The sequence below is a fragment of the Candidatus Coxiella mudrowiae genome, from assembly GCA_001077715.1.
In the GTDB taxonomy this organism is placed as follows: Bacteria; Pseudomonadota; Gammaproteobacteria; order Coxiellales; family Coxiellaceae; genus Coxiella; species Coxiella mudrowiae.
In genome coordinates, this window is the sequence record CP011126.1 from 824,068 (window position 1) to 841,130 (window position 17,063).

Consider the following 17,063-nt stretch of genomic DNA (forward strand, 5'->3'; position numbering starts at 1 on the left):
ATTCAAACATGCGGGAGACGGTTTATTGATACCTTGCCTGCTATCCTCGTGTAACTTAATGAATCTCCTGCAACAGCTTACTCTAATGCTTTTGCTTTTTTACAATGGTTAAAGAAAGGATTGGAAACCAAGCAAATTAAAGTAAATATAGCCGATGCAGGAGTTCATGTAATTCGTGAAGGTATTTTTTAGAAAAAGCAGGTATATTTAAACAATATATCGATCTACACCTAAAAACACTGGTTAATCTCTTCACGGTCTACCAACAATTCGGTAATTTATTCGGTCTTACGAAATTGAGCGGTAGCAATTATCGATTTGAACAACTTTTTTTGAGAATATCCGGATTTTGAAAAAAATAAATTTAGCATCGATTTTATAAGCCCCTTGGGTACTCGAGCGAATTCAATTCGAGAGGGAGTGCTTATTGCTGATCCTAATTTAATTTTCACTCGAAGTGACATTCCTTTGGCAACACCCTATTTAAAATCTTTACCAAACACGAATCGGCCTGAAAATATTCCTTTTATTTCTTCTAAAACCCCTGATATGATACCTAAAATAAGCTCTAAATTAATTCTAGCAAAAGAAAAATAATTACTATCCCTAATATAGGGTAGTAGTTCCATTTCATTAAGGGAGTTTTTCCACTCATTGGTGTTATTTGACCCGTCAAGACAATAAGTTTATTTTGTGGAACCGATTGGTGTATTTTTCCTGAGGGATCTATAATTGCAGTTATACCTGTGTTAGTGCTATAGATCAAATAACGTCCTGTTTCTAAAGCGCGCATCTGGGTAATTTGGAGTTGTTGAGCAGAAGCGATAGTGTCATTAAACCAACTATCATCGCTCACTACCACGATAAATGCTTTTCCCTCCATACTATTTAGTACTTCAAATGGATAAGCAATTTCATAACAAATAAAAGGAGCAAAGGAAATATTTTTTGCATAAATAGCGGGCTGGTTCCATGGTCCGGAGCTTAAGTCTGACATAGGGATATTGAAATATTTTATTACGCTAGAAAACAATCTGGTAAGCGGCAGATATTCTCCGAAAGGTACTAAATGACGTTTTAAATAAAGTCCATGTCCCTCACCTAAAACTGTAAGCCCATTAAAAACTTGTTGAGTTTTTTCGTGATAAATTGGAATTCCAGCAATGAGAGCTGTTTGATTTTCCTTTGCTTTTTTATTCAAGGAATCCATAAAAGAAGGAATTTGTTGAGAATAAATAGGAATTCCGGCTTCGGGCCATACAATAATGTCACTTTGCCAGTGTTTCGATGTTTCCGCATAATAGGTGTGAAGAATTGAAAATAAGCAGTTAATATCCCACTTAATGGTTTGATAGATATTCCCTTGAACTATACTTACTTGAAGAATCTTTTTTTGAGGGTGGGTCCATTGTCTGGTTGTCAAACTTCCTCCCATAAGTAGCAAAATGACAATAACAAGAACGCTTAATATTTTTATTTTGATCTCTTTATAAAAAAATAAAAGATACAGACATCCACTAATTAAAGCCACAATTAAGGATACGCCATAGACCCCAATAAGAGGAGCAAAACCTTTTAAAGGAAAATGAATTTGGCTATACCCCAGAAAAAGCCAGGGAAAACCAGTGAACAATTCACTTCGAAGCCATTCCCAAATTACCCACCAAGCGGGAAAAGCAAACAATGAAGTTGTCACCATTGATTTGCGACGGAAAAGTAAAGAAAAGGAAAAACCCTGGATGGCAATAAATACTGATAAAATAAAAATAAACAGGATAGTAATTAAAACTGCTAAAGGAACATTAGCATTTCCAAATTTATGTATGCTGACATAAATCCAGGAGGTCCCGATTCCAAAAAATCCCAAACCAAATAACCATCCTCGCCATAAACTTTGTAAAGGAGTGTAACGCTCCCAGATGGATAATAAAATTGCTGGAGAAATAAAAGCAATTGGAAACCAATTGGCTGGCGCAAAAGCTAGAGCTAAGAGAGCGCCAGCGAGTATTGCGAAAAGGTTAAAAAAAATTTTATTCATTCTCGGCAATCTTCCAGGTTAAACGAAGTAATTGGATACTTCGTTTATTAGCTAACATGATGGTTATTTTTAAGGAATTGATTTCAATCACTCAATTGTATCGAAATTTTCTTTACTAATTTTAGTTCCAAAATAATCGTTGAAATCTTCAATTGGCGTCAGTGCTTGGACGATAAATTCATTTTCACTAAGTTGAGTAATATTAGGTTCTTCCTCTACGACATCAGTTTCATCTTCAATACTACGGACAATTTGTTCCAAAACATCTTCAATAGTAATTAGTCTGGAAACGCCACCATACTCATCGACCATAATAGACATATGGTAGCGTTTTAATCGAAATTCTTTCAATAAAATGTCTAGCAGTTTACTCTCGGGAATAAAAACAGCCGGCCGTACGAGATCTTTAATTTGAATTTTTGCTTATTTTTCTTCAATAGTATATTGAAGAAAATCTTTAGCAAGTAAAATGCCAATCACTTCATCACGGCTTTCACTAATTACCGGAAAGCGACGAGAATTTTTGGAATCAATGATAAGAGGGAGCGCTGACGGGGAGGGGCATCATGATTGATTACTACCATTTGAGCACGAGGAATCATGACATCACGAACTTTCATTTCGGAGACTTTTAAAACACCTTCAATCATCGCTAATGCCTCGCGATTGAGCAGTTAGCAGTTCACGTTCTTTCGCATCGTGAAGGAGTTCAATTAATTATTCACGGTCTTTGGGTTTTCGTAGTAAAACGTGACTTAAGCGTTCTAGCCAGGATCGGTGCGGGTGTGGTTCGTCGCTCATTGTTTTTCACTGGTTTTATAAAAGGGATTATTGTATAACAAATATTACCCATCTTCATAAGGATCCTTATAGCTGAGATAGCCGAGCTGAGACAATATGTTAATTTCTAATCCTTCCATTTCTGCGGCTTCTTGTATTTCGATATGATCGTATCCTAACAAATGTAATACTCCGTGAATGACAAGATGGGCAAAATGAGCTTCTAAGGATTTATTTTGTGCTTCAGCCTCTTCGGCGACTATAGGAGCGCAGATAGCTAAATCTCCAAGTGAATCCGAGGACAAGCCAAGAATAGGGTCTTCGGAAAAAGACAAAATATTCGTGGGCCCTTTTTTGTGGCGATAAGTTTCGTTCAATACGGCGCTTTCTTCGCGGTCAATAAAGCGAATTGTTAATTCGGATAAATTTTTATCTAAGGTTGCTGGAACAAATTGAAAAGCAGTATTGACCCATTTCTGTAATTGTGAAAGAGTAGGAAGGGAAGAAAATTGGGTTGCATTTTGGACTTCAATATGAAGCTTCATTCTCTTCTTCGTATGCTTCGATAATCCGCTGAACCACAGGGTGACGAACAATATCATTTGATTTGAAAAAAGTAAATTGGATTTCATCAATGTCCCGCAATAGGGGAATAGCGTGTCGTAAACCGGATTCTGTATATTTGGGCAAATCAGTTTGGCTGCCATCTCCTGTGATTACCGCTTTAGAACGAAAACTTATACGAGTTAAAAACATTTTCATTTGTTCTTTAGTGGCGTTTTGTGCTTCATCCAAAATCAGAAATAAATCGTTTAATGTTCGCCCGCGCATATACGCCAATGGTGCAATTTCAATGCTTCCTTTTTCTAATAATTGATTTACTTTAACAAGCCCCAGCATCTCAAAAAGCACGTCGTATAAATGACATAAGTAAGGATCAATTTTTTGGGTTAAATCTCCAGGCAAATAACCCAATTTTTCTCCAGCTTCCACAGCAGGACGTGTTAACACAGTGCGGGAAACTTCTTCTTTTTCTAAAGCTGCAATTGCACATGCAACAGCCAGAAATGTTTTCTCAGTTCCTGATTGACCAATCCCAAAATTAATATCGTACTTCTGCATGGCATTGAGGTAATGCTGTTGATTAGGGGTACGTGCCTTCACCCGTAATTGGCTGACTTTAAGTTCGTATTCGGCTTTTTCTTTATGCGAACTTTCGGGAGTTTGATAATTGATTTCTTGAATATGCAGCAAAACTTCATTGGCTGTAATATTTCGTCGATAGGCTGTTTCTTTATAAAGACTTTTCAACACTTCTGCCGCTTTGTCTACAGACTTGGGAATGCCAATTGGGAATGCCAATAATTTCGAAGTTATTGCTGGGATTATTAATTTCTACCCCGAGATAGCGTTCAATCAAATGCAAATTTTCATCAAATTGACCGCGAAGCCTGGCGAGCCGTTTATTGTTATCTGGCGTTAATTTGATCCGTCGTGTTGATTCAGAAGGTTCCAACTTATCGTCCTTAACACACTTCGCCCAACAAGGAATTTAGGCGGGCTTCTTTAATTCTAATTGTCACCATTTTTCCAATCAATGCTCCTTCTCCTACAAAATTCACCACTCGATTATTTTCTGTTCGACCGCTGAGTTGATCAGGGTATTTTTTTGAGGGTCCCGTAACTAAAACCCGTTGTTGAGTTTCTACCATCGATTGGCTGATTTCCGCAGCTTTTATTTGGATACGATTTTGTAAAATTGCTAAACGTTCTTTTTTAACCGTAAGAGGGACATCATCGGGTAATTGGGCAGCAGGCGTACCCGGGCGAGGACTATAAATAAAACTGAAAGAATGGTCGAAACCAATCTCGTGAATGAAATTTATGGTAGATTGGAAATCTGCCTCTGTCTCTCCCGGAAAACCGACGATAAAATCTGAAGAAATACTAATGCTAGGTCGAACCTGACGCAGTTTACGAATTTTGGATTTAAATTCGAGGGTGGTATAGTTACGTTTCATAGCCACTAAGATTCGGTCAGAACCACTTTGGACCGGTAAATGGAGGTGATTGACCAGTTTGGGCTCTTCGGCATAAGCATCAATTAAATTTTCTGAAAAAGCAGAAGGGTGAGAAGTGGTAAAGCGAATTCTCTTTATTTCTTCGATGGCCGCCAAATAATGAATGAGTAAAGCTAAGTCGGCTATCTGCCCGTCATGCATAAGACCACGATAATCATTAACATTTTGACCGAGCAAGGTAATTTCTCGAACGCCTTGCTGGGTTAAACTGACGACTTCAGCAATGACGTCATCAAATGGCCGGCTAATTTCCTCACCCCGTGTATAAGGGACCACGCAAAAGGTACAATATTTGCTGCATCCTTCCATAATGGAAACAAAAGCTGAGGGACCCTCTGCGCGAGGTTCAGGCAAGCGATCAAATTTTTCAATTTCCGGGAAAGTTATGTCTATAACCGATTTTTTAAATTGGGCTACTTTCTTTAACAGTTCCGGCAATCGGTGTAAGGTCTGTGGCCCGAAAACGATGTCTACAAAGGGGGCACATCTTAAAATACTATCTCCTTCTTGGCTTGCCACACAACCTCCAACGCCAATGATCACATGAGGTCGTTTTTCTTTTAAGGGCCTCCATCGCCCTAATTCAGAAAATACTTTTTCTTGAGCTTTTTCTCGTACAGAGCATGTGTTAAGTAATAGAACATCCGCGCTTTCGAGATTAGAAGTCAACTCCAGGCCATGAGAAACATGAAGAACATCCGCCATTTTGGCAGAATCGTACTCATTCATCTGGCAGCCGTGTGTTTTAATGTAAAGCTTCTTCATGAGTGATCAAATTCTACACAGTAATCAATGCACTAATCAATATCTGGATTCATCTTTGGCAAAGCGTTAAGCATCATTCAGCTAAGATAACCTTTTTCGTTTTATTCAATGACTTTCCACTTCTTCATCGGGCACCGTCGTTGGAATACCCGTGGTCACTTCTTCTTCGAAACGAGCGAGTGTATCTTTCACATGCTTATCACTGGCTCGAAACGAAACAGCCAGATAAAGGGAAATAAGCGATAAAATACCAAGATATAAAAAATCCCAGCCAAAGGAAATCGCTTCGCGCCCTCCACCGTAAGAGCCTAAATAGGAAATAAGGCTCAGTCCAATTAGATAAGGCCACATCCAAAGAGAAGCGCGCCAATTCATATGGATGCCACGAGGGCGTTCAGAAAACAATCGATAAATGATGAAGAGCAAAAAAGACACCACCAAACTAATTCCCAATTTAGAAACGACACCCCAGCCTGTCCAATATATGATGAGAGTACAAATATAAAAGCCAATGAAACTCCATATCGTTGCTAATGGTAAACGAAAAACTCGTTTATGGTTTGGCAATTGATAACGCAGCGATAAACAACAAATAGGCCCCGTGATGTAAGAAAGGGCGATAATTGATGACATGAATTCCGCCATAGCATACCATCCTTGGAAGGGTAAGAAAAATGTCATGCCAACAATAAAATTAATAAGAACGGCTTTGGCAGGAATCCCTTTTTTATTTACCTCTTGCAAAAATTTAGGTAATTGGCGGTTAGTGCTTAATCCATACAAAGTTCGCGCTGCACTGGTACTATAGACAAGACCTGCGGCACTTGTGGCCACTAGCGCATCGACATAAATCAAAATTGCCATCCAAGAGAGGCCTAGCGTCATCAAAAGCCCAGCTAAAGGCCTTGCATCACCAATAAAATGTATGTAGAGCCAACCTTTTGATAAGCTGTGAGGACTTAAGGCACCAATGAAACCAATTTGAAATAGTAAATGAATAATTAATACGATAGCTAAACTGCCAAGAATAGCAACCATAACAGTACGGCTTGGATTTTCTGCCTCCCCTGCGAGTTCCACCGCCTGTTTAAAACCATTAAAAGCAAACAAAATGCCTCCAGTGGCTAACGCAGCGAAAACTCCTTTCCAACCATTGGGGAGGAATCCACCGTATCGGAGATTAGCAAAATTATGTGGATGAAAAGACACGATCATAAGCACAATAGCAGTCAAAATGGGAATAATTAACTTCCAAAATGAGAAAATGTTATTGAGACGAGTAATGAAGCGGATGGAATAAATATTAATCAAGCTAAAGCCCATCATCATAAACGTAGCGATAAGATAACCTTCTGAACTCAACCCATGTACGCCAGCGCCATGTTGGCGAATCAAATCGGGCCAGTAGTTGGTAGAATATTGGATCATCGCCTGAACTTCAGTGGCTGGGGCTGTCATTAAATTAAACCACGTAATCCAGCCAAAAAATAAGCTGACGAAGGTTCCATGAGTTAATTGGGGAAATCGCGTACTCCCCCCAGTAATGGGAAACATGGTGGCTATTTCTGCATAGGTGAGTGCGACAATCACTACCAACACTCCCCCGAAAATCCAAGCTAGGATTGAAGCAGGTCCCGCTAAACGGCCCACGTACAAGAAGCTAAAGAGCCATCCGGAACCAATCATAGCGCTCACAGCAGACATCATTAAACCAATTGGACCAATGCGTCGTTTGTAAGCATGAATATTGTTCATAACATCTCCTGGCATGACCAGAAATTTAGAGGAGATAATTATCCACTAACTTCAAGCTCATGGCGCACAAACGCTGAGATTATAACTGCTTTTCCCTAGTGGGTTCAAATCACACTGCTACAGGATAATAAATGAACAAGCAAATGAAGAACCTCTAAATATAGTTCGAGCGAATGAGCTAGGGAGGGTTGGAGGGTTAGGGGGGGTTCTTCCCAAATTATTACATTTCGTTCTCGCAATATATGGGTGACTTTTAAGTTAAAAAACAACGAACAAAATTTTCTTTCGCTTCTCGGTTGGTTTTCTTTTCATTCTATTTCCTTTGGGCCTTTAACACAAAGTTTATGACTTGTGCCTCTTCTTGAGAAATAATCGATTGGGGGATTAGAAAGTTTTGTCTCGGCCTTAAGTAAAGCGATAACAAAATCTTTATGTTTGTTTTTTTCTGCTAAATAGAGGGCTTTCGAACCTTCGTAGGTTTGAATATTTTTTAAGGTATTTTTATATTGAGTATTGAGGATTTTCTTTTTCGCTAAGAAAAAACTGAATGTTCCCCAAAGCTCCTACCAAAGCAGTAGCTTGAATCGGAGTTAGCCCTTCAGGAGGAAGGAAGGCGGAAAGTGTACGCCTGCTTGCCCTAAGGTCAGGAGGCAATCCCAATGCCCGTTTTGAGCGGCTTCACAACCTACCTCAGCTGCTCTTCTGCTATATTTTTAATCTACTGCTGAATGGTCAGCAGAGTGAGTAAGTAATCAATAATTTCTTTCCAGCTATTTTTAACCGCTATCGCGCTAAGATGGAAAAAATAGCGAAATTAAAGCTTATTTTTTGATCGTAAATTTGGCCAAGTAAACCGCTGGAAATAGTTCGCAGGTAACCGATGGATCCAGCCTGGTTATTGTGGCGAGTGAAAAGCAGTAAAAAAATATAATTTGCCTATTTTTAGTGCGAATTAGAGATGTGCAATGCGCTGCTCTAGCACCCGAGGTAATGGACTTGGACCTGTTTTTGCAGCGTAATCAATTGATGCTCGAAGATATTGATTATTAGGAAATTAATGAAGCCTTTGTAGCTACCGTATTGGCTTGTATAACGGCGTGGGCGTTGGAACTAGTGGTGCGTGCTTAGTGCTTCATTTATTAGAGATATTAAAACGTAAAAAAGCCAAACGAGGCATTGCAGCTCTTTGCATTGGAGGGGGGAAGCGGAAAAATTTTATTGGAGAGGGAATAATTATGGTTGAAAAATAAACTTGCAAACATTGGCGGATGAAAACGGACGATGAAGAAATTCTTTGTCTTACGATTGACCGCGAAGATGTGTCGATTAATTCCATGAATCGAGAGATTTTCACAGAATTTGATCAGATTCTTGATTTCCCTTGTAGACGAAAAACCCAAACCAGTTATTTTATTATCCAGAAAGAAAATAGGATTTATTGCCTGTGCTGATATTAAGCAATTTGTAGATTTAAAAAACGAAGAAGAAGCTTTTGACCTCATTTACCAGGCTTAATTAGTACTGGATAAATTGGAAGCCTTGTCTATACCAACCGTTACCATGATTACTGATTTTTGTTTGGGTGGTGGCTTAGAAGTGGCTTTAGCATGTCGCTATCAGGTGGCTAAAGATGATAAAGCCAGGATTATTGCCTTTCCGGAAGTAAAATTAGGAATTCATCCAGGATGGGGGTGGAACCATTCGTCTGCCTAAATTGATTGGTGCACCTAAAGCAATGAACATCATGTTACAAGGTGCGGCTATTTCCGCGAAAAAAGCTCCTAAATTAGGTATTGTGGATGTAGTAGCCGTGTGTTGCCCACGAGAATTAAAGCGCACTGCTCATTATTTCGATTTACAAAAACCTACTCCCGAGTTAATCGAGCCCCCATTATCCTGCCCCTTATGCTATCGTGGATAATTGGATGAAATCTGGTGTTAGTCAAGATCGTTATTTAACAGAAGCCAAATCTATTGTGAAATTAATGCTCATAGAAAATAGCAGTTATGGTGGTTCGGGTGTGATGGGGAGGGATATTGCAGCTTGGTGTACTCTTCAGAGAATGTGGGTAACTTTACAAGATCAATCCGCAGAAAAACTAGTGCCAGCCATTAGGCGAGTCTATTCTTTGTATAAGAAAAAGTTGGAGGTGCCTCGATTAATCCAAGAAGCGATGGATCGTTTACAACCCGATGCAGAAGGGAACGGGATTTGTACGGCAGATTTAATTATTGAAGCTGTATTTGAAGACCTAAAAGTAAAACAGAATCTCTTTAAATCAATTAAGCCGCAATTAAAATCGGAAGCCATTTTAGCAACAAACAGCATCCAGTCTTTCTTTGGATGAGCTGGCTTCGATTTTAAAAAATCCAGAACGATTAGTAAATCCAGAACGATTAGTGGCGATTCATTTTTTCAACCCAGTAGCAAAAACCGCCCTTGGTTGAAGTGGCGAAAGGTCAAAAAACGGCTCCTGCTATTTTTGAAAAGCGGTAGCTTTTGTAGGGGAGATTGATAAATTGCCTTTGTTCGTTAGCATTAGACCGGATTTTTTTAGTTAATCGGGCAATTATGGCGTATTTGTTAGAAGCTAATCGATATTTAATGGATGGATTTTCTATGGAATTAATTGATAAGGCGGCAGTAGATTTCGGAATGCCAGTGGGACCTATTGAATTAGCGGATCAAGTTGGATTGGATATTTGTTTGTCGGTAGCCAATCATTTGAACCGTTTTTATGAGGATGAAATTGCTCAAAGGTTGGAAGCTTTAGTTAAAGAGGCTATCTCGGAGTGAAAACTGGCCAAGGATTTTATCAGTATCGAGACGGAAAAGGCAGGAGCAAAAAATATGTCGAGTGAGTCTGCTAATTCCTGATTTGACGAATCGATTAATATTACGACTTTTAAACGAAGTAATGAAATGTTTGCATGAAAGTGTTGTTGAAAATGAGGATCTGGCAGACGCCGGAGTTATATTCGGTACAGATTTCGGACCTTTTCGTGGAGGGCCTATTCATTATGCCAAAAGCATAGGTACGAAAGAAATAATAAAAACTTTAGAACGCTTGAAGCAACAATACGGTGAGCGATTTGCTCCTAGAGTGTGTTAGCAATGAGTTTATACCCTGCAGGGCAAGAGCCCCTTTCTTATTTAATTGGCCAGTCTTTGAAAATATTACGGAGTTATTTTTAAAGCAATATTTCCTGTAACTCTACTAGGCGCTGTCATTAAAAATCTGTATTCGCATTTGGGAAGTATATCTTCCCGCCATTGGTTGTATTTGATCCTATTTTTCATTATCGTTTTGTTAGAAATTTATCTGTGGGTGGGGTGGTCGCTTTGTATGAAGCCGATGCAATTTTTAAGGGCATACTGATAAAATTAATTCAAGTATTTAGAAATGTCTACTTTAAGTTCTCATTAGTGTATTCGGAATTTTTTATTTTTATTATTGGTGCTTGTTTATTATTTTTTATTGGTTACTTCTTAAGTAATTTAATTGCATTATTTTTTTGTGCATTAACCTCTTTTCGAACTTTGTTAGTATTAGTTTTTATTGGCTTCTCTTTGATGATTTTCTTTGTTTTATTTTTTCCTTTTGTACTCTAATTGGTGTTGAAGCGGCTGAGTGTATGGGAAGGATTTCATTAAAGTGCATGCTAGGTAGGATATAAAAACTGGTTACGAGTTTTTGTCTTATACTCTGCCTATCTATTTTTTCTTCTTATTGTTTTGCCAACAACTTTACGCGGTAAATGGCTAATGGAGCATCATTTAAGTTTAATTTTTGATGCCATTATGCCATTATATTTTTAGTTTTTGGACCATTTTTAATTTACCATTTTTCTTTTAAACGACTTGCGATTCCCCTAGGGGGTATACATTAATCGCAATGAGTTTTGAGAAGATTTATCTTATTTTAGTCGACTAGGATTTTAGTCGACTAGGTAAGGTTTAAGAATAGGTAAAAAGTGTCTGTTAAATTCTTTCAGCACTGCTTGGTTTTCACTCCATAATTTTATTTCCAAATAGTGGGATTGGATACAATATCCCAAATTGGACTGGGAATCGCGCATTAATTTTTCTAACTGACTGGCTAAAAGCCCTTCATTAGCATTAATTAACAGCCAAGATTTTCAATAAATTTTGTAAGGATAGTTTTTTTTGCAATTTCGGCAAAACAAGGTCGTGAAAAATAGGAAACCATTATTTTGGTGGCCCTAGTAACATAAAAATGTGTTTCTCTTGGTGCTGAAAATAGCAAGCTGCTGCTGTTCCGTTAGTGTTGTGGATGGGTTCGGCGCCTTCTGGTAATAATCGCTTGTTGACGATTAGTGTCCAGAATAGGGTATCCTTTATTTAGTAAGTCAATCAACAATCCATTGCAAAGCTTCCTCACGAAAAACTAAGCGACAACTTAAAGCGGATGAAAGAACATAACGCGTGCGATAATTAACAGTGGGTCCAAACTTTCCAATCATAATCAATCAAGGCAAGGCTTCGTGACTGGAAAATAAATAACGAATGGCTTGCTTAATTTCTTGTTGATCATCCTCAACGATAATTCGCTGACCGGGCCTGGATATTATTTTTAATTAATAGTATGAACAAAATGAGTGGCATTTGTTTGAAGGGTATCCCCGTTGATAAGCTTTTTCCCGGTAGCAACGAAATCGACTCGTTTTTTTATTCCGACCATTCGTGTTCTAGATATTGAAGCTTGTCGGGGGTATCCGCCCAATCATCAGCGTCTTCCGGAGCTTCTTTTTTGGCAGTAATAATAGGCCACTGCTTGGCAAGTTCTGCATTGAGTTTTAGAAAAGATTGCTTTTCTTCGGGTAAGTCGTCTTCAGCAAAGATAGCATCGACGGGGCATTCCGGAACGCAAAGATTGCAATCAATGCATTCGTCGGGATCGATGACTAGCATGTTGGGCCCTTCGTGGAAACAATCTACAGGACAGACTTCCACGCAGTCTGTGTACTTGCAACGTATACAATTATCGATTACAATAAAAGTCATATCATAATAGCTCCCTGGAAATTATAGTGTAACGAAAAATGTAATTAAAGCTATTATTAATTGCCCTAAAATTAAAATCGTATTTCTATAACAAAAACAACTTCAGTGAGCACTTATGGTAACGGCGGATGATATCAAAAGTTGGATTGAAGCTGGTTTGTCCGAGAGCCAAGTTGTTTTTGTGGAGGGAGATGGGCAGCATTTTGAAGCAGTGGTTTTATGTTCTGCATTTGAAGGCAAAAACCGAGTAGCTCGTCATCGTATGGTTTACGATGCTCTTGGGAATCGCATGGAATCCGATATTCACGCCCTTTCTTTAAAAACGTATACGCTGGATGAGTATAAAACGATTCCCAGCTAAATCTGGCTTAGTGATTTTAGAGTGACTAGCACCAAGGATACGTGAGAGATGAGCCATGGACCTACAGAGCAGAAAAATCACAAAAATCACTAAGCCAGATTTAGCTGGGAATCGTTAACAAAGAGGTTAATAATGAGTACCCAAGAAGAAATTCGACAACAAATAGAAACTAACCCTATTGTGTTGTATATGAAAGGAACGCCTGACTTTCCTCAATGCAGCTTTTCAGGACGTGTGGTTCATATTCTGCGCCAATGTGGAGCCTACTTTACGAGCTTTAACGTTTTAGAGTCATCCGAGCTTCGTCAAGGAATTAAAGATTTTTCCAATTGGCCTACGATTCCCCAACTCTATATCAATGGTGAGTTTATTGGCGGAAGTGATATCGTTAGCGAACTGTTCAAAAGCGGAGAGTTAACGAAATTGCTGGAAGGCTTGTAGTTATTACTCAAAATCCCATAAAGTTTTTCTTTTTACACTGGGGGAAGGAGTATTTTGTAAATGAAAAATTCGTTTATATTTCTTGATTTCGGCTACCTGCGTAGCTGACCATGCGTGGTTTTGATTAAAATCAGCCAAACGCTTATCAATTTCGCTAATGTAAGCTCCTGAAGTCTTTTGATAATTATTTTTCTTTCTAAACATAAGCCTCTGCTAAAATGTGGTGCCTGATGAGTTATAGTTAGATTAAAATAAGATGAAATGGATGTACTTTCCATGACTAATTTACCGCTGGTTCTGAAAGGATTCAACTTTCCAGAATTATTTACGATAAATGGGCTTTCAAAGCTGGATGCTGCTTTTCTGATTTTTCTAAAAACAAAAGATGAACTCTTGCACGCACGACTTCTGCGGTATCGAGAAAAAGAACCCTTAAAACCTCAAGAGATCAGCGAGTTAATCATTGCCTGTGGGCCTCTTTTGGAAACTTTTATTGCAGATTTTTTTTCAATTGAGAAGTCGGTCAACCATTTGCGTGTGGCTACTTTAAAAGAAAACACCATTTTTGCTTTCAAAAAATTCTATGTCTTGCGTCAAGCACGCAGGCTGCTCAAAAAGGCAAATTTAATAGAAAGTTTTTCACTATTAGATCAATGGGTAACTGATCAATTAGAAGAAAATAGATTAAATGAATCTGATCGAGAATGGGCCATTGCTCGGTGGGGACAGCAGTTATTAGAAGCACCTGAAGATAATGTAGCATTTATTGAAAAACTTACTTCCTGGTGTATTGCCGCCCTGACTCAATTAGAAGGAAAGAATGCAGTAAGAGGATGGATAAGCTTTCATTTACACAAACATCTAAATTATGAAAATTTAGTAGAAACGGTTGCTATTCCTGAAGATGCAGTGGGACGTCTAGAGGGGCTGCCGGAATCGCGCCGTTATCGGGACGGCTTCACTCTGACCGATTCGCGGATGGAACGGCGCGAAGCAATGTCCCATGTTCATTATTGTATTTATTGTCACAAAACTGATGGCGATTTTTGTTCCAAAGGATTTCCAGTAAAAAAAGGCGATCCAAATCAAAATCTAAAAATTAATCCTTTAGGTGAAACTTTAACAGGATGTCCCTTGGATGAAAAAATTTCCGAAATGCATGTCTTGAAAAAGAAGGGCTATGCAATTGCTGCTCTGGCCACTGTTATGATCGATAACCCTATGTGCCCGGCTACAGGGCATCGTATTTGCAATGATTGCATGAAAGCTTGCATTTACCAAAAACAGGAGCCCGTTAACATTCCTCAGACTGAAACACGAGTTTTAACGGACGTATTGGAATTACCCTGGGGCGTGGAGATCTATGATTTGCTTACGCGTTGGAATCCCTTACGGCAAGAACAATACCTACCTAAAGCTTATAATGGGAAAAAAGTGTTGATTATGGGGATGGGGCCTGCTGGTTTTGCATTGTCACATTTTCTTTTGATGGAAGGCTTTTCTGTTGTGGGAACTGATGGTTTGAAGATTGAACCCTTGCCTTCTGATTTTATTGCTGAGCCTATTCGAAATTATGTGGATCTAAAAAAGCAGCTGGACAATCGGGTAATGGCCGGTTTTGGTGGAGTTGCCGAATATGGAATTACTGTGCGTTGGGATAAAAATTTCTTAAAGCTAATTTACATCAGTTTATTAAGGCGTCCCTATTTTCAAGTATTTGGCAGCGTTCGTTTCGGCGGCACTTTATTGGTTGAAGATGTATGGCGTTTGGGTTTCGATCATTTAGCAATAGCTGTGGGGGCTGGTTTGCCGCGCGAATTGCAGATTCCAAATAGTTTAGCCCCAGGGATGCGCCAGGCCAACGATTTTTTAATGGCACTTCAATTAACTGGTGCTGCTAAATCCTCAAGCTTGGCTAATTTACAAGTGCGCTTGCCCGCCGTAGTGATTGGAGGCGGATTAACCGCCATCGATACGGCTACGGAAGTTCAAGCGTATTATATCGCTCAAGTAGAAAAAATAACTCAACGATATGAAAAGCTTAGCGAATTCTTTGGAGAAAAAGCTGTAAGGTCTCATTTTGATGAAGTTTCATTGGAAATTTTAGATGAATTTCTTAATCACGGGCGAGCTGTCGGCGCGGAGCGCCTGAAAGCAAAAGAAGAAGATCGACCGGTTGATTTAGTAAAGCTTCTCCGAGGATGGGGTGGGGTAACTATAGCTTATCGCCGGACTATGCAAGAGTCTCCTGCTTATAAACGTAACCACGAGGAGATAATAAAGGCCTTAGAAGAAGGTATCTATTACGCTGAGGGTCTAGAACCAAAAGCCGTGAAATTAGATGCCCAAGGTTGGGCAATAGCTTTAGTATGTCAATGTCGTGTCATGGATGAGGAAGGGGTTTGGATGGTGACGGATGAGGATCAAACCTTGCCTGCCCGATCCATTTTCGTGGCGACTGGAGCTAAGCCTAATATCGCCTATGCTTATGAGCATAGAGATACTTTCTCTCGTGAAGACTTTAATTACCAACGATTTGAATTTAAAGATAATCAATTAAAAGAAGTTAGTGAAGAAGGTCACTGTAAAATTGAGGATTTTGGACCCTTTACAAGTTATGAAAAGGGCGAGCATCGAGTAAGTTTTTTAGGCGACACACATCCCGTTTTCCATGGAAGTGTCGTGAAAGCTATTGCCTCCGCTAAGCGGACCTATCCGAAAATTGTCAAAGCACTCGGACATAATCATCGGTTTAATGGAGACGTGATTGAATATAATAAATTCCGTGACCAGATGGCCACTCTTTTTGAAGCGAAGGTGATAGCAGTTCGACGACATTCTCCTGCCATGGTGGAATGCCGAATTAGAGCATTAATGGCAGCCCGTAACTTTCGAGCGGGCCAATTTTATCGATTGCAGAATTTCGAATGCTTATCACCCCTTATTGGCAATACACGGTTACAAACGGAAGCCTTGGCAATGATTGGTGTAAATCAAAATGCCGATCCAGATGTAGTGAGTTTTATGGTTTTGGAGCATGGGGCAAGCTCCAGATTGGTAGCAACCTTAAAACCGGGCCAGCCGATTTCCATTATGGGACCGACAGGTTGTTATAGCAAAATTTCTACAGAAAGCCAGAAAAATATAATGATTATTGGAGGGGCTCTAGCTGCTTCACATTTGCTTTCTTTAGGGCCTGCATTGCGGAAAGTGGGGCATCGCGTGTTCTATGTGGCCTTAATGGAAACGGCTAATGAGCTTTACTGCCAGGAAGAATTAGAGGCGGTAAGCGATGTTGTTTTCTGGCTGACTCAAAAGGGTGGAAGAATTAAAGCGCGACGTTCTCAAGATAGAGCCGCGCAGGGAGAACTTATTTCCGTTTTGCGCCGCTACGCAATAGAGCAACCATCCCTTCCGCTGCAAACGATCGATCGTGTGTACGTAATCGGTTCGACTCATCTTCTTCGGCAAGTTCAAAAAGGTCGAGAGGGCCTATTAAAGGAATATTTCAAACCTGAAGCAGAATTTGTCGCTTCGGTTTATGGGCCAATGCAATGCATGATGAAAGGGGTATGTGCCCAATGTTTGCAATGGCAAATCGATCCTAGCACAGGGAAGCGGACAAAAGCCGTTTATGCTTGTTCTTGGCAACATCAGCCTATAGAATTGGTGGATATTAAAAATATCGAAGAGCGTTTTTCTCAGAACCGAACTCAGGAAATTTTATCCAATTTGTGGCTGGATTACCTGTTTGCGACAGAAAAGATTGAGCGTGTGTGAAAGGCTCGCTATAATTTGTCCTTGCCACCATGGAGC

The 17,063-nt window shown here is 39.5% G+C and carries 16 protein-coding genes and 4 pseudogenes; 12 read left to right on the forward strand and 8 right to left on the reverse strand.

Features of this window, described 5'->3' with window-relative positions; translation table 11 throughout:
- Positions 1-105: 105 nt before the first annotated feature.
- Positions 106-192: pseudogene (locus CleRt_RS11715) on the forward strand (conjugal transfer nickase/helicase domain-containing protein); the annotation flags it as partial.
- A gap of 376 nt (positions 193-568) precedes the next feature.
- On the opposite strand, the gene lnt reads toward CleRt_RS11715, so the two are convergent.
- From lnt to CleRt_RS04045, 6 genes and pseudogenes are all read right to left on the reverse strand, one after another.
- Positions 569-2,038 carry an apolipoprotein N-acyltransferase gene (gene lnt / locus CleRt_RS04020; RefSeq protein WP_048875188.1) on the reverse strand — a complete coding sequence of 490 codons (1,470 nt, stop codon included), beginning with the start codon at positions 2,036-2,038 and terminating at the stop codon, positions 569-571.
- Positions 2,031-2,839: pseudogene (locus CleRt_RS04025) on the reverse strand (CorC family transporter). The gene lnt and the pseudogene CleRt_RS04025 overlap by 8 nt, the downstream one beginning before the upstream one ends.
- Before the next feature lie 44 nt (positions 2,840-2,883).
- A complete protein-coding gene (gene ybeY / locus CleRt_RS04030; protein ID WP_048875189.1) occupies positions 2,884-3,363 on the reverse strand; it encodes an rRNA maturation RNase YbeY in 480 nt (159 codons plus the stop codon).
- Positions 3,347-4,334: pseudogene (locus CleRt_RS04035) on the reverse strand (PhoH family protein). Before CleRt_RS04035 ends, ybeY begins: the two are co-directional and overlap by 17 nt.
- Before the next feature lie 10 nt (positions 4,335-4,344).
- A complete protein-coding gene (gene miaB / locus CleRt_RS04040) occupies positions 4,345-5,664 on the reverse strand; it encodes a tRNA (N6-isopentenyl adenosine(37)-C2)-methylthiotransferase MiaB (protein ID WP_048875190.1) in 1,320 nt (439 codons plus the stop codon).
- A 105-nt stretch (positions 5,665-5,769) separates the two neighbouring features.
- A complete protein-coding gene (locus CleRt_RS04045; RefSeq protein WP_048875191.1) occupies positions 5,770-7,419 on the reverse strand; it encodes an APC family permease in 1,650 nt (549 codons plus the stop codon).
- Positions 7,420-8,215: 796 nt separating this feature from the next.
- Between CleRt_RS04045 and CleRt_RS14045 the strand changes: the two are divergent.
- From CleRt_RS14045 to CleRt_RS11750, 8 genes and pseudogenes are all read left to right on the forward strand, one after another.
- A pseudogene (locus CleRt_RS14045) lies at positions 8,216-8,652 on the forward strand (thiolase family protein); the annotation flags it as partial.
- A gap of 138 nt (positions 8,653-8,790) precedes the next feature.
- Complete coding sequence (locus CleRt_RS11725; RefSeq protein ID WP_235379188.1) at positions 8,791-8,934, forward strand: hypothetical protein; 144 nt, start codon at positions 8,791-8,793, stop codon at positions 8,932-8,934.
- A 24-nt stretch (positions 8,935-8,958) separates the two neighbouring features.
- Positions 8,959-9,132, forward strand: coding sequence for an enoyl-CoA hydratase-related protein (locus CleRt_RS11730; protein WP_235379189.1), 174 nt, complete (start codon positions 8,959-8,961; stop codon positions 9,130-9,132).
- Between the two features lie 31 nt (positions 9,133-9,163).
- A complete protein-coding gene (locus CleRt_RS11735; protein WP_235379190.1) occupies positions 9,164-9,340 on the forward strand; it encodes a hypothetical protein in 177 nt (58 codons plus the stop codon).
- A 4-nt stretch (positions 9,341-9,344) separates the two neighbouring features.
- Positions 9,345-9,767, forward strand: a complete 423-nt coding sequence (locus CleRt_RS13240) for a 3-hydroxyacyl-CoA dehydrogenase NAD-binding domain-containing protein (RefSeq protein ID WP_306686812.1) — start codon at positions 9,345-9,347, stop codon at positions 9,765-9,767.
- The gene (locus CleRt_RS13245) at positions 9,760-9,867 is read left to right on the forward strand and encodes a hypothetical protein (RefSeq protein WP_306686813.1); all 108 of its coding nucleotides are present in this window, start codon (positions 9,760-9,762) and stop codon (positions 9,865-9,867) included. Before CleRt_RS13240 ends, CleRt_RS13245 begins: the two co-directional genes overlap by 8 nt.
- A gap of 64 nt (positions 9,868-9,931) precedes the next feature.
- Positions 9,932-10,216, forward strand: a complete 285-nt coding sequence (locus tag CleRt_RS11745) for a 3-hydroxyacyl-CoA dehydrogenase family protein (protein WP_235379191.1) — start codon at positions 9,932-9,934, stop codon at positions 10,214-10,216.
- A gap of 61 nt (positions 10,217-10,277) precedes the next feature.
- The gene (locus CleRt_RS11750) at positions 10,278-10,532 is read left to right on the forward strand and encodes a hypothetical protein (RefSeq protein WP_235379192.1); all 255 of its coding nucleotides are present in this window, start codon (positions 10,278-10,280) and stop codon (positions 10,530-10,532) included.
- Between the two features lie 1,577 nt (positions 10,533-12,109).
- Here the strand turns inward: CleRt_RS11750 and fdxA are convergent.
- The gene (fdxA, locus tag CleRt_RS04060; protein ID WP_048875192.1) at positions 12,110-12,445 is read right to left on the reverse strand and encodes a ferredoxin FdxA; all 336 of its coding nucleotides are present in this window, start codon (positions 12,443-12,445) and stop codon (positions 12,110-12,112) included.
- Between the two features lie 115 nt (positions 12,446-12,560).
- Here fdxA and CleRt_RS04065 point away from each other — a divergent pair, with 115 nt between their 5' ends.
- Both CleRt_RS04065 and grxD read left to right on the forward strand, forming a co-directional pair.
- Entirely contained in the window at positions 12,561-12,806 is a 246-nt protein-coding gene (locus CleRt_RS04065) for a BolA family protein (protein WP_048875193.1), read from the forward strand.
- A gap of 132 nt (positions 12,807-12,938) precedes the next feature.
- A complete protein-coding gene (grxD, locus tag CleRt_RS04070; protein WP_048875194.1) occupies positions 12,939-13,247 on the forward strand; it encodes a Grx4 family monothiol glutaredoxin in 309 nt (102 codons plus the stop codon).
- A 3-nt stretch (positions 13,248-13,250) separates the two neighbouring features.
- Here grxD and CleRt_RS04075 read toward each other — a convergent pair whose 3' ends face one another.
- A complete protein-coding gene (locus tag CleRt_RS04075; RefSeq protein ID WP_048875195.1) occupies positions 13,251-13,451 on the reverse strand; it encodes a CBU_0585 family protein in 201 nt (66 codons plus the stop codon).
- A gap of 57 nt (positions 13,452-13,508) precedes the next feature.
- Here CleRt_RS04075 and CleRt_RS04080 point away from each other — a divergent pair, with 57 nt between their 5' ends.
- Entirely contained in the window at positions 13,509-17,027 is a 3,519-nt protein-coding gene (locus CleRt_RS04080; RefSeq protein ID WP_082160426.1) for an FAD-dependent oxidoreductase, read from the forward strand.
- The last annotated feature ends 36 nt before the right edge of the window (positions 17,028-17,063 follow it).

Bases quoted from the DNA above. Each gene is read 5' to 3' on its own strand.
- CleRt_RS04080 (WP_082160426.1), top strand. From the start codon at position 13,509: ATGGATGTACTTTCCATGACTAATTTACCGCTGGTTCTGAAAGGATTC.
- CleRt_RS11735 (WP_235379190.1), top strand. From the start codon at position 9,164: ATGTTACAAGGTGCGGCTATTTCCGCGAAAAAAGCTCCTAAATTAGGT.
- CleRt_RS13240 (WP_306686812.1), top strand. From the start codon at position 9,345: ATGAAATCTGGTGTTAGTCAAGATCGTTATTTAACAGAAGCCAAATCT.
- fdxA (WP_048875192.1), bottom strand. From the start codon at position 12,445: ATGACTTTTATTGTAATCGATAATTGTATACGTTGCAAGTACACAGAC.
- ybeY (WP_048875189.1), bottom strand. From the start codon at position 3,363: ATGAAGCTTCATATTGAAGTCCAAAATGCAACCCAATTTTCTTCCCTT.
- lnt (WP_048875188.1), bottom strand. From the start codon at position 2,038: ATGAATAAAATTTTTTTTAACCTTTTCGCAATACTCGCTGGCGCTCTC.
- CleRt_RS04065 (WP_048875193.1), top strand. From the start codon at position 12,561: ATGGTAACGGCGGATGATATCAAAAGTTGGATTGAAGCTGGTTTGTCC.
- CleRt_RS04075 (WP_048875195.1), bottom strand. From the start codon at position 13,451: ATGTTTAGAAAGAAAAATAATTATCAAAAGACTTCAGGAGCTTACATT.
- CleRt_RS04045 (WP_048875191.1), bottom strand. From the start codon at position 7,419: ATGAACAATATTCATGCTTACAAACGACGCATTGGTCCAATTGGTTTA.
- grxD (WP_048875194.1), top strand. From the start codon at position 12,939: ATGAGTACCCAAGAAGAAATTCGACAACAAATAGAAACTAACCCTATT.
- miaB (WP_048875190.1), bottom strand. From the start codon at position 5,664: ATGAAGAAGCTTTACATTAAAACACACGGCTGCCAGATGAATGAGTAC.